This window comes from Mesorhizobium sp. WSM4841 (assembly GCF_055811515.1).
In genome coordinates, this window is the sequence record NZ_JBVVQC010000029.1 from 48,845 (window position 1) to 64,215 (window position 15,371).

Below are 15,371 nucleotides of genomic sequence, written 5' to 3' on the forward strand. Positions count from 1 at the left end.
CGAGCTCGGATATTCGTCATGAGAATACCTCTTTGAAGAATATCCCAAGGTTGGCCAACAGCCAGAACTTCCGGCCAAACGAGTCTGAAGGATTTCGTCGTCCGGCCTCAAACCAACGCCGCAAAGCAGCAGGATCGAACAAATCTCCCAGTGGAGAGTCCTTATCAAACAGCAGCCTTCGATATTCCGTTGCTCCCTCGCCAACGACCCACTGACCCAGCGGAAGCGGAAACCCCATCTTTTTGCGAGATAGAACAGATTTGGGCAAGACGCCCCGGTATTCCCTTCGCAAGGGGTATTTTGAGACGTCGAGACGTTCGCTGAAAGAAGCAATCGGATGCCAAAGTGCCTGGGCCGAAGCGATTGGAGACCTCCACCTCAACCGTTGGGAGCCGGGCATTGCCATTGCGGCGGTGACGAGCTGATGATCGGCATAAGGGACGCGAGCTTCAAGCCCGGCTGCCATTGTGGTGTTGTCAACCATTTCCAGCAACGCGGGCAAATGTGTAGAGACGAGAAGATATGAGATCTTGCTAAAGAAATCTCCGCCCGCCTCCGCAAATTGAGTCGAGAAATGATCGAAGAGCTCCATCTCGTGCTCTGTTCGCATCTGGCCATCGATAGCAAGGGAACGGATCTCATCAGCCGGGAAGTAGCTGTAGCGCTCCAGGAAGAACTGCAGCTGACTGCAATGGACGCCGAGTCCAAGGCGTCGGCGTGCGATTTGAGCAAGAGCAGGTGGCAATGCGGTGATGATTTTGCTTCGATTGTAATCATACGGTGTACGGAACAATCGGCTGTAACCAGCAAAAACCTCGTCGGCGCCCTCGCCCGTGAGTACGACTTTGTGCTCCCTTGAAATCGCCTTTGCGAGCGTAAACATGGCGGTTTCGTTATGCATTCCAAGCGGATGTCCACGCAGGCGAACCAGCTCTGACACAGCGTTGATATCGGAAGGTTCTCCGATTGGGACAACCCGGTGAATGAGCCCGAATTCAGCGGCGACCTCCATCGCATAGGCCGTCTCGTCATAATCGGGGGCCTCGACCTTGCCGGTATAGCAAATCGGACGGATGTGTGAGCGAGCGGATGCCTCATAGGCCAGGATGCTCGAGTCAAGTCCACCGGACAACAATGCGGCGACCGGTACATCAGCCACCAGCTGACGCTGAACGGCACTTCCGAGTAGTCTGCGTATGTCGGAGTAGTCCGGCTTACATCGCGAAATGCGCTCTGACAGATTCCACCAACGCTCCAACGTGTGTCGCCCGTTTGTTATTTCGAGGAGATGGCCGGGCTCTAACTTGGAAATCCCGGCAAACAGCGTCCTGGCACCGACAACCGCGCGATAGGATAGAAAACTGAGCGCGCCGATCATGTCGGGTCCGCGCATTACGCCCGGCCAGCGAATGAGAGCGTTCGGCTGTGACGCAAACAGAAGCCCAACATCGCAGATCGTGTAGTAGAGGGGTTTTACCCCCAAACGATCTCGGGCGATGAGAACAAGCGAGTTCCGCGGATCGAAAATCGCGAAGGCAAATATCCCGTCAAGGCGATTTAAGAATGACTTTCCCCAAGCAATATAGCTAAGAATCAGCACCTCGGTGTCGGACATCGTCGAAAAGGAAAATCCCATATCCCTCAATTCAGCTTTAATTTCCCGATAGTTGAATATCTCGCCGTTGTACGTTACCACCACTCCGGTATTGTCATCGCGATAGGGCTGATTGGCTCGAGCATGAGCGTCGACAATCGATAGCCGTCGATGCGCGAATGCTACCGATTGATCAATGTATAGGCCACTTGCATCAGGTCCGCGATGAGCGAGAGCGTCAGCGCAACGCTCGACGGCCTCAGCACAAACGGGTGTTCTCTCGTTTTTGAGGACTATCCCAAAGATTCCGCACATTGGGGTCGCTCTCTTGGCACGAATAACGCCGACTACGTGCTCGGCTTTTCGCCGATCATCTGGATGCAGCCATCGCCGAACCAGAAGCGGGCCAGCGGGTGGTCATAATGACGGTACATCGGAGCGAGAAAGCGCCGAAGATTATGGAAATTTTTTGTATATCTTGAGATCCTGCGGATCTTCTCGAAGCCGCACTGGCCGTACCAGCCTCGGATTTGCACCTCTGTGAATGCGAACTCGTGATAGGTCGGCGCTTGGAAACGATCCCGGATCGTCACGAACAAATCATCGTCAAAAAGACTTCGAAAGAATTCGTTTTCGCCGGGTATATATTCCTTCTCTTCGCCATCCTTTATTCTCAACAGCCAGTTGATAGCTTCGCGTGCGGTGGATGCATCTAGATTGTCAACGCAACTGCGGAATTGTTCCTCGCTTTGGTAGAGTTCTCGCAAATGATTGATGCATCGGTAAATGACGCCGTTGGCGGTACCCATAATCGTCAAAAAGAAGCGGCCGCCGGGGCGGGTTACACGGGCAAGCTCTTCAAAGCCTTTTTTCGGATTGCTGGTGTGCGGCAAAACCCCTGCGCAATGGACAAAATCAAAACTGAAGTCGTCAAATGGCAGATCGAGCACACTGCCAGCGACCAGTTCCGAGCGCGGTCCAAATCGACTGAGCCGTTTGCGCGCGCAATCCATCCAATCATTGCTCAATTCAAGCGAAACAACGTTTCGTGCCCCCTTGTCGAGAAACGCATAGGACGCATTCGCGTTGGAGCCGCAGCCCGCATCCAGGACATCAAGGCCGCGGAAGCTACCGGCAGGCAGGCCGAAATATTCCTCCTCGATTAGAGAGACCAACCTGTCGAATATGTGGTCGTCATTCTCCTGCTGGCGCTGGTAGCGATCAAAAACGGTGCGAGTTTCGATCTCGAAAGAGTTTTCCATGTATTCTCTTCCTTATAGCTACAAACTGATTCACTTGGTGAGCAAGGCGACAGATCCGGCTGCGGCGAGTGTAAGGTTGCACAAGCGCAACGCACTGCCGGTACCCGGAAATTTGAACTTTGAAAGATGCAGGAGCGACAGCACAAACCCTGCACCGATCAATAGGTTGCCCAAGCCTTGCACCGGCAAGTGATGGTCGGCGACGAAGAGCAACGCCAACACGAAGACGTTATTGTTCAACGGCAATCCTCTGCCGAATCCGTCAGCGTCCAGTCCGAACGTCGAAAAATAGCTGAGGCGCAGAGCCCCTGACAGGATGAGGCAGTTGGCAGCCAACAATGCTGGAACCGAGAACGCGTTGAAGGACAAAATCAGAACCGCTGGAAAGACGGCTGCGTATACCAAATCAAGCAGCCCGTCCAACGCGCCACCCAGCTGTGCCATCAAAGCGGACCGGTTCGGGGAACTCTTCGCGACCATGCCGTCGGCATCGTCCGCCAAAAGAGCCCACAAGCCGAAACAGATGCCAATCTCGAAGCGCCCGATCAAAGCAAAGTAGATCGCCGTGGTGGCCAAGATCAGCCCAAGGGCCGTAATGGCATTTGCAGCGTCGAACAGATAGCGGATCATCCTCCTACCCCCGCAACGGCGGCCGGCGCGCCCGCACAATGTCTGTGAGGTCGCTCGAAGGCGAAAATCCTTTCCGCCACCCGCAGGTCCTGTTCACTGTCGATCTCGTACCATCGCAAATCGTCACATCGCGCCGCGGCGAGTTGCAGTCCGCGCTGCTTGATGAGGTGCGCGAGCAACTCCTCCGTATAGGCTTTGATTTCGCCCGAGCCGATCAGGTCGTGGAGGACCGGGACGATCACCGTTTGGAGGTCGGCGCCAGAGAACCGGATGAGGTTCATCATCTTGAAGAGCGCTGGGGTGCCTGATACCAGATTTGCTGCCGTCTGCTTCAACCGGACTTCGGATATGAAGCCGTCGCTGGAAAGGACGGCTGCGGACCCTTCCATGGATGGTTCGAACGGCGCGACCGCTGCGGCATTGGCCGCCTTCCCCATGATCAGGTGGCGCAGTGCATCTTCTTCGAAGAAGACGTCACCTTCGAGGAGATAACAGTCGCCGGAAAGAAGCGTGTCGCGTGCCAGCCAGAGCGAGTAGGCGCTCCCTGTCTTGTCGAAGACCGAGGACTCGACATAGTTGATTTCAAGTCTGCCGAAGCGTTTGCCATAGGCATGGCGAATGGCATCCTTGCGATAGCCGACGACAATCGTCACCTCTTCAACTCCCACCGCCTGAAGGTTCCACAGAGCATTTTGAAGTATCGGCGTGCCGTTGACTTCGACGAGGGGCTTGGGACGCAGATCGGTCAGCGGACGCAGGCGGGAGCCGAAGCCAGCAGCGAGAATGACGGCTTTCCTGGGAGCAGCGGGAGGCATCTCAGTCACCTCTTTCGTTGTGTTGCGGTGTCATTTCCAGTCGTTGAGGAATGCGACGAGGCGGGCCAGGCCGGTCGCGAGTTTTTCAGGTGGGATTCCATAGGAGAGGCGCAACCCGACGGGGTCGCCGAACGCGGTGCCCGATACAGCTGCGACGCCAGTTTCGGCAAGCAGAGCCGTCACGATATCGTCGGCTGTCGTTGAGGCGCCGTTTTCCGATCCCGGTCGCAGCAGATGGGAAAGGTCAAGGTAGAAATAAAAGCCCCCCTGCGCCTTGGCGACCGGTACACGCGTCAACGAAGAAAGCACGTCGAGACCGACCCGCCTGGCGCTTGTCAGGCGTGAACGCAGCTTGCTTTCATAGTCCGACCCACCCCTTTGCAAATGGGCGAGCACCGCGTGCTGGGCAATTACGTTTGGATTCGAAGTGGTGTGCGATTGCAGGGCCTTGACGGCATTGATCACCTTTTTTGGACCCGCCAGATAGCCGATGCGCCAACCGGTCAATGCCAGCGATTTGCTGAAGGAGTTGACGATCAACGCGCGTGCTCGAATGTCGGGAGCGACCGAGACGATCGGGTGATGGGTATGATGCCCATACATGAAGTCGCCATAGCACTCGTCGAAAATGATCCACAGGTTGCGGCTGACCGCCAATTGAGCGATGGCCATCAGGGTCTCAACATCGTAGACCGCACCGGCCGGATTGCTGGGCGTGTTGACGACAATCGCCCGCGTCCGTTCGGTGACCGCCTTCTTCATGTGCTCGGGGCGCGGAACGTAACCGTTGGATTTGGTGTCGACGAAGACCGGTGTGCCGCCGGCGATTAGCACCTGGGCGGGAAACGTTGTCCAGTAAGGCGCCGGGATGATGACCTCGTCGCCCGGGTTTAGCAGCACCATTGCGGCATTGAACAAGGCCTGCTTCGCTCCGGACGTCACGGCAACTTCCTCGGCCTTCCAGATCTGTCCGGTATCGAGGGAGATCTTCGACGCCAGTGCCTCGCGCAGTTCCACCATACCAACGGTATCGGTGTAGCGATTGACGCCCTTATTGATGGCGTCGATCGCGCCGTCGCGAATCGTGGGAGCAAGCTCGCTCCAGATCTCGCCGGCGGTCAGATCGATGATCTCCTTGCGAGCATCGGCCGCCGCTTTTGCGGCAGCGCGCGCCGCGGCGGTACCCGATGAACTGAACAGGTTTGTCCGATGCGCAAGCATGTGCGCTCCCGTTTTCGTTTTGCCTTTCAAAAAGACGGGCTGGGCCTGCTACCGGACGCCGGTCGCCGTCTGCGGCAGATATTTCTCTTCCGCCGCTGAGAGTTCCTGGTAATTGAGCAGATCGAAGAGTTCGTCGAGCGTCGCCACCTCGTCCTCGATACCGGCGGTACTTTCTTCGCGGAGGATGCGGTCGCAGACCTGGCGCATGGCCGATATCGCCGCGCGCATGTTGTGGTTCGCCCAGATGACCGTGGAGATTCCGGCCGCCCGATACGCGGAGACCGGCGTGCGGTAATATTTCGTGGGCACGATCACGACCGGAAGGCGGTTCTGCCAAGCGCGCGTGAAGGCGAAAATCTGCTCAGCGTTGGACTTGCGGGAATGAATTAGAATGGCATCCGCGCCCGCCTCAGCGTATGCTTGTGCCCGCGCCAGCGCCTCATCCTCTCCATGGCCGGCGATGAGCGCCTCGATCCGGGCGACCAGAACGAACTCCGCATCCGGCACTTGGTCCTTCACTGCCTTAAGCCGGCCGCAGAACTCGGGAATATCGGCCAACGGGTGCCGATTGCCGACGAACGAGTTCATTTTCGGGAACGCCGTGTCCTCGAGACATATGCCGCTCGCACCATGTTGGCGCAGCTTGCGGGCGACCAAACGGGCATTGTTGAAGTTCCCGAACCCGCTGTCCCCATCGACGAGGACTGGAATGTCCACCGTGTCGGTGATTCGCTCAACGACATCGACGACTTGGGACCAGGAAGCTTCGTTAGCATCTCGATATCCGAGGCTGGACGAAATCGAGAGGCCGGACGCCCAGAGCGCCTTGAAGCCAGCACGCTCGGCAATCGCCGCCGAAAGGCCGTCATGAGCCTCCATTGCGAAGGCGAGTTCACTGGATGCGATCATTCGGCGCAAGCTCTCGCGCGTCTGCGCACTAGACTGCCTCTCCACCATGCGGTCTCACCTCCACCGACGCTATCCAGCCGACAAGCCTGTCATCGCTGCCGCACCAAGTACTTTCAGTGACGAACCGCTCTGCCCGCCGATCGGCGATCTGCCACTGTCGTGCACCGTACAGAATTAATGAAGCAAGGCGCGTGCCGAATTGGCGTACCACCTGCGCCGCACCAGTTCTCCATACCGGCGGGCCTGGTCCCCTCTCGACCCTTGGTCGGGCTTCCGACATCCTCGTCCAACTTCGGACACAAGAGGGGTCGCGGGAGAGGCTATTCGTCTACGCCGTGGCGGCCGTCCCGTCAGGCTGCCGATCAACGATCTCAAGCGAGATGACCCAGGGAGCGGAAGATCGGCGGTCCGTGCAGGCAAGGTGACGGACGGCGTTGGTCTTCGATCCCGGTAATCGCCAGGCGACTTGATTATATATCCATGCCGCCTGGACGATTGTCGAACATCGGCACGCGAGATTTCAACACCCCCAGTGGCCGCGCCGAACTTCAAGCCTTGACCTAACCAAGCGACTTGTTGATCGCTGGAATGATCTTGTCTCCCCAGAGATCAATCTGGCGTAGCATCGTCTTTTGGTCGAAATCTCCCAATTGGGTCTGAATTGCGATCTGGTCCGGCTTCAGGATACTTATCTCTTCCAGCAGGCGATCGATGACGCGACTTACGCTGCCGATCGGCAGGTTCTGGCGCATGGTCTCGAACGACAGATCCTGCTGCGTCGGTGTTTCCTGCAGCAGATAGCCGTCCCGGCTCTGCTGGCGGCGCTGATGAAGTGCTTCAGATAGCCGGCGCTGGAAGCGGGCGTTGTCGAGATAGCTGTCGATCTCCGCCTGATCGTCGCTGGCATAGCAGCAGCGCAGAAGCCCTATCTTGGCGGCCGTGACATCCTTACCCCGCGAGGCCGCCGCCTTCTCGATGGTCTCACGCAGCGTTCTCACGTTTTCCAAGCCGTTGTGGAACGCCGTGACGAAAAGATTGTGGCCCTCACGATAGGCCCGGCACATGCTCCGCGCGGACCCGCAGGCGATCCAGATCGGTGGGGCTGGCCTTTGGATGGTGCGCAGCGAAATCGCCGTTAGAGGTATCTTCTCATACTGGCCATTATGCTCGAAGACCTTCTGGTTGAGGCCCTTGAGAAGGATATCCAGGTATTCCGCAAACACCGCCGGCGCCTCATCGACATCGACGCCGAAGCGCTCGAACTCGAACTGCTGGTATCCCGAGCCGACGCCGAGTTCCAGGCGGCCGTTCGAAACGATATCGGCAAAGCCGATCTCGGAGAGCAGGCGCTGCGGTTGATATAGCGGCAGCACACAGACGCCGGTGCCAAGGCGCATGGTGCTTGTAAGGCCAGCACAGTGTGCCACCATCATCAAGGGCGAGGGAACCAGGCTGTAATTGTTGAAGTGGTGCTCGGCGAACCAAGCGGTGTTGAAGCCGGCCTGCTCCGAAGCGATTGCCTGTTCTATGGAGTTACCGATGACGCTGTCGCACGATTGATGATAGCCTCGCTGGGCCGCCAAGATGAATGTCGCGAATTCCATGGCGGTTCCTTGTTTACACAAAGTGGCCAATCAAGCCTTCGTCTTGTGCCGATTGCGGGTGGGCGCGGTATCGATCCGCGGCGACGTAGTCGACCACCTTGCGCAGAGCTGCTTATCGTCGGCGGCCGCAGGCAACCGCCAAAGTGTTTCGACCCTGATGACGAGGTTTCCGTCATCGATGAAGACGATCACGCGCGAGTTTCCACACCGGGTAGACGTGTTGCGTTCGGGGACCGCTCTCGCGATGCGGCTCTCCAGTTGGGAGCCTTGGAAAGCATTCTGGCGACATGCATTGCATTTTCTTTTTTATGACGAGCGGCGGCGCTTCTTGAGCGTGTAAACCGGGTCATTGGGATGCGCTGCTCCGATCGGTTGCCGCAAGCCGAACAGTTCTGCCTCCGGGACCGCTGGTGGCGTCTGCTCTTCGAACCAATCGTAAACAACGGTCCGTTCGGCAATGCGCCACGCCCCTTCCCTCTTCTGAAACAGATCGCAGTAACGGCCGCAGAGGAGCACCTGGCGTGCTTCTCCGTCGTTGTCTGGTCCGCGTTGCAGCGCGGTGAAATAGCTTTCGACCACGGCCTCCGTCTGGTCGATGAATTCGATCAAGACGTTCGTGATCTGGTGGATTAAGCGCGGTCCGGTCTTGAAGACACCAAGCGCAAACTCAATGAATCCCTCGGCTGAGCCACAATAGGCGCCGTGATTGTCATGCGCATCGGGCCAATAAGCACTGCGCAGCGCGGTCTCATCCGCGCGGTCTATGCCGCGGCAATACCGATAAAGGCAGTCGCGGATCGCCTCGCGGTCGCACAGTCTGGTGATTTTTGCCTGGCTCATCGCCTGTCGCAAATTCTGAGATTGGAAGAGGCGTTTCGTGCCTCTAGGTGCGTGCTAAGGCCGAACCGGTCGGCAACTGAAGAACCCCGAACGGAGACGAACTTCACCTCTCACGTGCGTGCTTGCAGGTCTCGATGCCAGAGAGGAGGAGGCAGGTAAGCGGCCGGACTTCAGTGTGGGCCACCTCTCGTCGACCACCTAAGCTTCCCCAGCTTTTGGTTGCATGGCGGCTGGATCGAACCGCGCGGCCGATGTGCGATCGACTTCCAGCGCACGTTCGGGGCAGGATCGCGCGGCCCGTGACGCGAGCAGTTCGTCCCCTTGCGCGACATTGATATCGCCAGGCAGGATGTATCCCTCATCATCGAGGATGAAAATGCTTGGCGCTTGCGCCGAGCATCGCGCGTGACCCTGGCATTTGGCATTGTGGACGATAATGCGCATAGCGCTGCCTCCATTGTCTTGCCATGGCTCGGGACGGCCATGGTCATGACCAGTCCAGGATCAGATTTTCGATTCCGAATACATGGCCGCCACAGGTGATGGGAAAAGTACCCTCCTTGATCCGGAAGGCCGGTATGCGCGCCAGCCACTCCTCGAGGCCAATGACAATCTCGCTCCGGGCAAGGTGTGAGCCAAGGCAACGGTGGGGACCATAGCCAAACGCGGCGTGGCGGTTGTGCTCTCGCGCCAGATCGACCGTGTTGGGGGATTCGAATTCCTCCGGGTCGCGATTTGCAATCATCGTGGCGCAGGAAACATAGTCCCCCTTTCGGATCGGCGCGCCCTCGAAGTCGATATCTTTCGTAGCTACGCGGATCAACTGAATGGGCGGAAAGGCCCGCAGCAACTCTTCGGTTGCGAGCACGATGCGGTCCGGTTCGCTGCGCAGCAGTTCCTGATCCTTGAGGTTGCGCGCTAGATAAGCCAGGTCAAAGCCTATAGCTGCTGCGACGGTGTCAAGTCCCGCGACGAAGACAAGCACGCCGATGCCACGGATTTCCTCGTCGGTTAGTCGGCGGCCCTCGACCTGTGCCTGCACGATGAAGGTCATGAGATCGTCGACCGGATCCTTGCGGCGATTGGTTGCAAGTTCATCGATGAAAGCCACAATCTTGCGGGCAGCAACAGGTCGTTCCACATCGTCGCCGTGAAGCAGCTTTTTCGCCCAGCCGACAAATGTATCGAGCCTCTGATCCGGCAACCCCAGAAAGCGTAGGAAGATGCCGACAGTGAACGGAAAGGCAAAATCCTTCATGACGTCGCAGCTCGTGCCTGATGCGGTAATCCCGTCGATCAGGGCTATCGCTCGCTCACGGACAGCCGGTTTCAGTGCCGTCACCCGCTTGGGCGAAAGCAGCGGACTGAGTAGAGAGCGAAAGACGCCATGGGCCGGTGGATCGAGCTCAAGCGGTATCGTCGGCCAGGTTTCGCCCAGTATGGAGGAGAAGATGCTGCGATGGCTGGAAAAAGTTTCAGCGTCCTGTAGCACCTTACGCTGGTCTGCGGCGCGGGTGATGACCCAGGTGCCCCGGCCATCTTGCGTGTTGTAGGGAGAATAGAAGATCGGAGGCCCGTCATGGGCGCAAGCGACAGCTGCGTGTGGATCCCCGTTGGGCGTTGGTGGCATGCCTGGCGATGTGAACAGGCTGAAGCCCCTCACCATTTCGGGTGGGACATGATCTGGAACCGCGTTGATCGCCATTGGATTTCTCCTACCGTTATAAACACTAACCAGGCCGCGCGGGCATGGCATCTTGGCGATCCGGCAACTTGTAACCCTCTTGGCCAGACGCTGCCTGCCCGCCAAAGAGCCGACGAGTGAAATCGTCGGAGAAGCGGCGTTTTCCGGCTTCGAACGGCGAGCCGGAAATGAAGCTCTTCCCCACAACGGGTTCAGGCCGCTCATCTCTTCCAGCATATCCATAGTGCGGCACGCGAGAGGCCGTCGACATCGCTTCGCCGATTTCTGCGAGCACAGGCGATGAGGGCATAAGCAAACATGCGGGTCGAATTTCATCACCTCCTCGATCGATGACCGTTGGCCGTTGCCGGGCGAACAGCGGGTGTCCACGGCAGTCACCGGTCGGGCTCTTACAGGCCGACATGTTGTCTTCCTTGGTTGCATTGATCGCGATGTGACCCACAACATGAACGCCAGGCGGTAGCTGCCGCCGCCTCACGAGAGCTTCAAAAGTCGTGCCAGCGGCGCGGAAAGAGTCCTGCAGGAGATTTTCTACATATCCTTCAGCAGCTTGAACGAATGCGCAGCGGCAAGCCTGGCGAAGCACAGCCTTGTCGCGGACCTGACAAATCCGACAGCAAAGTCGCGGCAGCTTCAAAATGCTCCGAGAGCATAAGGCGGTTTTCCCGTCACCTCGGACCGTGCCCGCCTCACGCAAGCGCAGTACACGAAGGTGCACTGGCCAGCTTGCTAATGGACGTGCTGGCTTTTTTGTACCCATTGCCGATTTCGAAGCTGTCTGGAGAGCGTCGACCTGTCAGCCTGCGACCCGGCGACCCTCCGGTCCGACTTCCGACATTTTTGTCCAGCTTCGGACAAAAGAGGTTCGCGGCTTGATACGCATAAAGGGGATTCCCCTGCCCAGAGCTTACGATCAGATAATTATGGGCGTGCTCGCTTTCGGCGAAGGCATGGTCCTGGCCGCTTAAGGCAAAGAGCGTCGCTGCAAAAAACAGTGTGAACCCTAGCATAAAAATCAAATGGCACGGCGCTTGCGTCGTACTCGGCAGAACCCATCACAAGGTGGCCAGGAGTAAGACCATTGCTGATATCGCGACGCCCCGTTCAAGCGGGTACCGTTCTCGTTGCCGCCGCAAATCGAGACCTCGTTTCTTCAGACGTCCGTGCTTGTGAGCGGTTTTGCCATGTCTGATCCAAGGCCGACGCAAAACGCGCGGCGCTCGGCCGAATTTCCGGCCGAGGTCGATGCCGTTTCAGTTTCAACCGAAAAAGCAGCGCACCAGTTTTCCAGGAGCACATTGATGGAAAAAAAGCTTCCTTTCGTCACCTTTCGCACGCGTGTTCGCGATGAATCCATCGAGGGGCCAAACCCGTACCGCTGGGAAGACAAGACATCCGACGATTGTTTCAGCGGCAAGCGCATCGTCCTGTTCTCGCTGCCCGGTGCCTTCACTCCGACCTGTTCGACCCTCCAGTTGCCCGATTTCGAAATGCTCTACGACGAGTTCGAGAAGGAGGGAGTTGACGCAATCTACTGCATTTCCGTCAACGATGCCTTCGTCATGAATGCCTGGGGCAAGGCCCTGGGGCTGCAGAAAGTCCAGCTCATCCCAGATGGCTCGGGCGAGTTCACCCGCAAGATGGGCATGCTGGTTGCCAAGGACAATCTCGGCTTCGGCATGCGCTCCTGGCGCTACGCTGCCGTCATCAACAATGGCGTGGTGGAGCGGTGGTTCGAGGAGGACGGTTTCTGCGACAACTGCGAGACCGACCCTTATGGCATATCGTCGCCGCAGAACGTCCTTGAAACGCTGAAAGCCGCCAAAGCCGGGACGGCTGAATGATCTAGAAGACTCAACGTCTCGAGAGATCCCATTGCACAAGGCCAAGGATCGCTCGGTAGGAGTTCACGCTCACCATGCAGTCCTCAGCAAGCCTGCTTCAGCGTCAGAAGCAATCGTTGGTTTTGACGCCGCAAATGATGGAGTCGATTCGCCTGCTGCAACTGGCGCATCCCGAACTGCATCAGTTCGTCGAGCAGGAAATCGAGAAGAACCCCTTTCTGGAACATGCATCAAACGATGGCCGGGCGCCGAAGGATACTCCGTCGATTTCTGCCGGAAACCCGCACCTCGGGCCGACGACGGGTGGAATATCGGATCGGGCCTCGCAGTGGAAATCAATCCGCGGCAAAAACAACGTCGCACCGGGGGGAAACAATGCTCTCGAAGATTCCTGCACGTCCACCGAAACACTACACGACCATGTCGCTCGTCAGATCGCTCTCAGCGCCTTCGCGCCGCTGGAGCGCCGAATAGCTGGCGAGCTTGCCGGTCATCTGGAAGACACCGGATACATCCAGGTGAACCTTTCGGAACTGGCCAGCAGCCTGGATGTCCGGGAGGCTGACGTGGAACGGGTTCTCGCAACATTGCAGCAGTTCGATCCACCGGGGATTTTTGCGCGAACTCTAAGCGAATGCCTTGAGATACAATTGCGGCAGCTAGACAGGTTCGACCCGGCGATGGCCGCGCTGGTCGCCAATCTTGAAGCGCTGGCGCGACGCGATTTTCAAACATTGAAGCGCCATTGCGGTGTCGATGAAGACGACCTTCTCGACATGTTGCACGAAATCCGCGCGCTCGATCCCAAGCCTGGAAACCGATTCCAGTCCGGGGGGCCTGAATCGATCATTCCCGACGTCTTGGTCCTGCCCTCGCCCGGAGGCGGATGGCAAATCGAACTCGATCCAGACACGCTGCCCAAAGTGCTGATGAACCAAAACTATTTTACCGAAGTCTCACGCCTAGGCACGCAAAATTCGAAAGATCAGGCATTTCTCAACGAATGCCTACAAAACGCGAACTGGCTGATCCGCAGCCTTGATCAGCGCGCCAAGACGATCCTCAAGGTAGCGGCTGAAATCATCCGCCAGCAGGACGCCTTTTTGCAACATGGGGTCGCCCACCTGCGGCCTCTCAATCTCAGGACTGTCGCGGATGCGATCAACGTGCACCAGTCGACGGTAAGCCGGGTTACGTCGAACAAGTACATGCTGACCCCGCGCGGCGTGTTCGAACTGAAGTATTTTTTCACTGTCGCGCTCGGCTCCTCCGAGGGAGGCGACGCGTACTCCGCCGAAGCTGTCCGCCACCAAATTAAGTCGATGGTTGCCGTGGAGTCGCCCGACGAAGTGCTTTCCGACGACGACATCGCCACACGGCTCAAGGAAACCGGGATCGACATTGCTCGCCGCACGGTTGCGAAATATCGTGAGGCGCTAAACATCCCGTCCTCCGCGCGACGTCGCCGAGAAAAGCGCGTGTGGCTTCGATGCCAATCAAGCCCGGAGTGCAGCGCCGACGAAAGCGGCTCTTAATCCAAAGCGAACCCGTTCTTGATCCGTGCCAAGTGGCTTTCGCCTTCCTCCGGGCCAAAACAGCTTTCGAAATCGCGGCATTCCTGACAACTGGGCGCCGTGCATAGCGAAAAGCCTTCAGCCTCGCAGAGCTTACGATAGAAATACTTCTTCCATTTCATGTTTTTGGTGTTGCCGGCCGCCAGCGCCGGGAAATGCCTGGCGATCAAGCGGCTGAGCTCGGCCCGATTAAAAAGGCCAAGGTCCTGCCACAGATGGTCATTGCGCAAACTACGCCTGGCGATGATCTTGGCGAAGAGGGTGCTGGCCGGATCGCCTGGCCTGGCATGCCCAATGAGCAGGCCGCGCAGAAGCCCTTCCTCCATATCCGGCTCGGGATCGGTCAGCTTTTCCAGCGCGAAGGCATTGACGGGCACAGCCGGGAAATAGCGTGTCATGACATCTCGCAGGTCGGCACGCGAAAGGCCGGTTGCTTCGGTCGCGGTCGCCTTGCCGGCCTCGACCTCCTCGAACGCGAGGTAGACAACACAGGCAAGCGCATGCCGGTCGAACGCCGCCGCCTGGTCTGTCGGCGGCCATTGGCTGGTGCTGAAACAGCCACGGTGATGGGCGAATGTGGCGCCGTTCTCCTGGTCTTGTCCCAAGCTCATGCAGCGAGCTTGTCGGCCGCAAGGTGGGTCTGGCAGTTCTTCGGGCAGACGCGGCCGCAGGCGCCGCAGCCGATGCAGCGGCCAGCATGGTCGACGATCATGACCATGCGGTTGAGCTCGCCGTCGAAGTCGTCATCCTCGCCCGCGCAGATGCCGAGGATTTCGCCTGCGTCATCGACGCCATGAAGGTGCATGACCTCGCGCGAGCAGACCTTGAAGCAGCGGCCGCAGCCAATGCAGGTCGCGCCATCGATCGCCGTCAGATAGTGCGGCGTCCAGGGAGAGCCGTCGCGGGTGACAAAAGCGCCCGTCATTGTGAATTCTCCAACGCCGCGAGTTCTTCCTTTGCCGCATCCAACTCGGCAAAAACCTCGAAGGCTTTCCAGGCGACCGCCTCGATCTCGGTCCAGTTGACCGGAAGGTCCTCGGCAAGGTCGTGCAATTCCATCTTGGCGGCTCCCGCGCGCGACTGCAGCTTGCGGACCTTCTTCTGCAACAGCTCAAGGTCTGACATGATCAGGTCCGTATCCTGCACCTTCGAGTTCGGCATAAGAGCGGTTTGGAGCACCCCACAATCAAGATCTTGTTCCCGACGTCGACGCGGGCGGTGAGCGCATATTGTGAGGGTGTCGATTTGGCGACATCTCTATGCCAGAGAAGGCGGATCTCGCGTCGACCCGGCGTGTTGCTTTCCTTCGCTCCATTGATCGCATCAACCAGGATCTAAATGATCGCGCGGCGGCCGCCGCCTCAGGAGGAAGC

The 15,371-nt window shown here is 58.2% G+C and carries 15 protein-coding genes; 2 read left to right on the forward strand and 13 right to left on the reverse strand.

Annotation, left to right across the window (positions count from 1 at the left end):
* Positions 1 to 16: 16 nt before the first annotated feature.
* The 10 genes from asnB to AC0L14_RS26710 all read right to left on the reverse strand — a co-directional run bounded on the left by asnB (position 17) and on the right by AC0L14_RS26710 (position 10,580).
* Positions 17 to 1,909 (reverse strand): asparagine synthase (glutamine-hydrolyzing), encoded by a 1,893-nt coding sequence (asnB, locus tag AC0L14_RS26665; protein ID WP_473751278.1) that lies wholly within the window; start codon positions 1,907 to 1,909, stop codon positions 17 to 19.
* Between the two features lie 32 nt (positions 1,910 to 1,941).
* A complete protein-coding gene (locus AC0L14_RS26670; RefSeq protein ID WP_473751279.1) occupies positions 1,942 to 2,856 on the reverse strand; it encodes a class I SAM-dependent methyltransferase in 915 nt (304 codons plus the stop codon).
* A 30-nt stretch (positions 2,857 to 2,886) separates the two neighbouring features.
* A complete protein-coding gene (locus AC0L14_RS26675; protein ID WP_473751280.1) occupies positions 2,887 to 3,486 on the reverse strand; it encodes a CDP-alcohol phosphatidyltransferase family protein in 600 nt (199 codons plus the stop codon).
* The gene (locus AC0L14_RS26680; protein WP_473751281.1) at positions 3,483 to 4,301 is read right to left on the reverse strand and encodes a phosphocholine cytidylyltransferase family protein; all 819 of its coding nucleotides are present in this window, start codon (positions 4,299 to 4,301) and stop codon (positions 3,483 to 3,485) included. The genes AC0L14_RS26675 and AC0L14_RS26680 overlap by 4 nt, the downstream gene beginning before the upstream one ends.
* Before the next feature lie 30 nt (positions 4,302 to 4,331).
* Positions 4,332 to 5,522 (reverse strand): aminotransferase class I/II-fold pyridoxal phosphate-dependent enzyme, encoded by a 1,191-nt coding sequence (locus AC0L14_RS26685; RefSeq protein ID WP_473751282.1) that lies wholly within the window; start codon positions 5,520 to 5,522, stop codon positions 4,332 to 4,334.
* A gap of 48 nt (positions 5,523 to 5,570) precedes the next feature.
* The gene (gene aepX, locus AC0L14_RS26690; RefSeq protein ID WP_473751283.1) at positions 5,571 to 6,431 is read right to left on the reverse strand and encodes a phosphoenolpyruvate mutase; all 861 of its coding nucleotides are present in this window, start codon (positions 6,429 to 6,431) and stop codon (positions 5,571 to 5,573) included.
* A gap of 560 nt (positions 6,432 to 6,991) precedes the next feature.
* Complete coding sequence (locus AC0L14_RS26695; RefSeq protein WP_473751284.1) at positions 6,992 to 8,035, reverse strand: LLM class flavin-dependent oxidoreductase; 1,044 nt, start codon at positions 8,033 to 8,035, stop codon at positions 6,992 to 6,994.
* A gap of 306 nt (positions 8,036 to 8,341) precedes the next feature.
* A complete protein-coding gene (locus AC0L14_RS26700; protein ID WP_473751285.1) occupies positions 8,342 to 8,875 on the reverse strand; it encodes a nuclear transport factor 2 family protein in 534 nt (177 codons plus the stop codon).
* 198 nt (positions 8,876 to 9,073) lie between these two features.
* Positions 9,074 to 9,319 carry a ferredoxin gene (locus tag AC0L14_RS26705; RefSeq protein WP_473751286.1) on the reverse strand — a complete coding sequence of 82 codons (246 nt, stop codon included), beginning with the start codon at positions 9,317 to 9,319 and terminating at the stop codon, positions 9,074 to 9,076.
* Between the two features lie 43 nt (positions 9,320 to 9,362).
* Positions 9,363 to 10,580: a cytochrome P450 gene (locus AC0L14_RS26710; RefSeq protein WP_473751287.1), complete on the reverse strand. Its 1,218-nt coding sequence runs from the start codon at positions 10,578 to 10,580 to the stop codon at positions 9,363 to 9,365.
* Between the two features lie 1,301 nt (positions 10,581 to 11,881).
* On the opposite strand from AC0L14_RS26710, the gene AC0L14_RS26715 reads away from it, so the two are divergent.
* Entirely contained in the window at positions 11,882 to 12,424 is a 543-nt protein-coding gene (locus AC0L14_RS26715) for a redoxin family protein (protein ID WP_473751288.1), read from the forward strand.
* Between the two features lie 74 nt (positions 12,425 to 12,498).
* Positions 12,499 to 13,959, forward strand: a complete 1,461-nt coding sequence (gene rpoN, locus AC0L14_RS26720) for an RNA polymerase factor sigma-54 (RefSeq protein ID WP_473751289.1) — start codon at positions 12,499 to 12,501, stop codon at positions 13,957 to 13,959.
* Here the strand turns inward: rpoN and AC0L14_RS26725 are convergent.
* Genes AC0L14_RS26725 through AC0L14_RS26735 form a run of 3 tightly spaced genes read right to left on the reverse strand, consistent with a single transcriptional unit; the run spans position 13,956 to position 15,123 of the window.
* Complete coding sequence (locus AC0L14_RS26725) at positions 13,956 to 14,609, reverse strand: nitrogen fixation protein NifQ (RefSeq protein ID WP_473751290.1); 654 nt, start codon at positions 14,607 to 14,609, stop codon at positions 13,956 to 13,958. The two genes, rpoN and AC0L14_RS26725, sit on opposite strands and share 4 nt — an antisense overlap.
* A complete protein-coding gene (gene fdxB / locus AC0L14_RS26730; RefSeq protein WP_006333844.1) occupies positions 14,606 to 14,923 on the reverse strand; it encodes a ferredoxin III, nif-specific in 318 nt (105 codons plus the stop codon). Before fdxB ends, AC0L14_RS26725 begins: the two co-directional genes overlap by 4 nt.
* Positions 14,920 to 15,123, reverse strand: coding sequence for a CCE_0567 family metalloprotein (locus AC0L14_RS26735; protein WP_473751291.1), 204 nt, complete (start codon positions 15,121 to 15,123; stop codon positions 14,920 to 14,922). Before AC0L14_RS26735 ends, fdxB begins: the two co-directional genes overlap by 4 nt.
* Between the last annotated feature and the right edge of the window lie 248 nt (positions 15,124 to 15,371).

Excerpts from the sequence above, each read along its gene's own strand:
- asnB (WP_473751278.1), bottom strand. The coding sequence starts at position 1,909 with ATGTGCGGAATCTTTGGGATAGTCCTCAAAAACGAGAGAACACCCGTT.
- AC0L14_RS26670 (WP_473751279.1), bottom strand. The coding sequence starts at position 2,856 with ATGGAAAACTCTTTCGAGATCGAAACTCGCACCGTTTTTGATCGCTAC.
- AC0L14_RS26675 (WP_473751280.1), bottom strand. The coding sequence starts at position 3,486 with ATGATCCGCTATCTGTTCGACGCTGCAAATGCCATTACGGCCCTTGGG.
- AC0L14_RS26680 (WP_473751281.1), bottom strand. The coding sequence starts at position 4,301 with ATGCCTCCCGCTGCTCCCAGGAAAGCCGTCATTCTCGCTGCTGGCTTC.
- AC0L14_RS26685 (WP_473751282.1), bottom strand. The coding sequence starts at position 5,522 with ATGCTTGCGCATCGGACAAACCTGTTCAGTTCATCGGGTACCGCCGCG.
- aepX (WP_473751283.1), bottom strand. The coding sequence starts at position 6,431 with ATGATCGCATCCAGTGAACTCGCCTTCGCAATGGAGGCTCATGACGGC.
- AC0L14_RS26695 (WP_473751284.1), bottom strand. The coding sequence starts at position 8,035 with ATGGAATTCGCGACATTCATCTTGGCGGCCCAGCGAGGCTATCATCAA.
- AC0L14_RS26700 (WP_473751285.1), bottom strand. The coding sequence starts at position 8,875 with ATGAGCCAGGCAAAAATCACCAGACTGTGCGACCGCGAGGCGATCCGC.
- AC0L14_RS26705 (WP_473751286.1), bottom strand. The coding sequence starts at position 9,319 with ATGCGCATTATCGTCCACAATGCCAAATGCCAGGGTCACGCGCGATGC.
- AC0L14_RS26710 (WP_473751287.1), bottom strand. The coding sequence starts at position 10,580 with ATGGCGATCAACGCGGTTCCAGATCATGTCCCACCCGAAATGGTGAGG.
- AC0L14_RS26715 (WP_473751288.1), top strand. The coding sequence starts at position 11,882 with ATGGAAAAAAAGCTTCCTTTCGTCACCTTTCGCACGCGTGTTCGCGAT.
- rpoN (WP_473751289.1), top strand. The coding sequence starts at position 12,499 with ATGCAGTCCTCAGCAAGCCTGCTTCAGCGTCAGAAGCAATCGTTGGTT.
- AC0L14_RS26725 (WP_473751290.1), bottom strand. The coding sequence starts at position 14,609 with ATGAGCTTGGGACAAGACCAGGAGAACGGCGCCACATTCGCCCATCAC.
- fdxB (WP_006333844.1), bottom strand. The coding sequence starts at position 14,923 with ATGACGGGCGCTTTTGTCACCCGCGACGGCTCTCCCTGGACGCCGCAC.
- AC0L14_RS26735 (WP_473751291.1), bottom strand. The coding sequence starts at position 15,123 with ATGTCAGACCTTGAGCTGTTGCAGAAGAAGGTCCGCAAGCTGCAGTCG.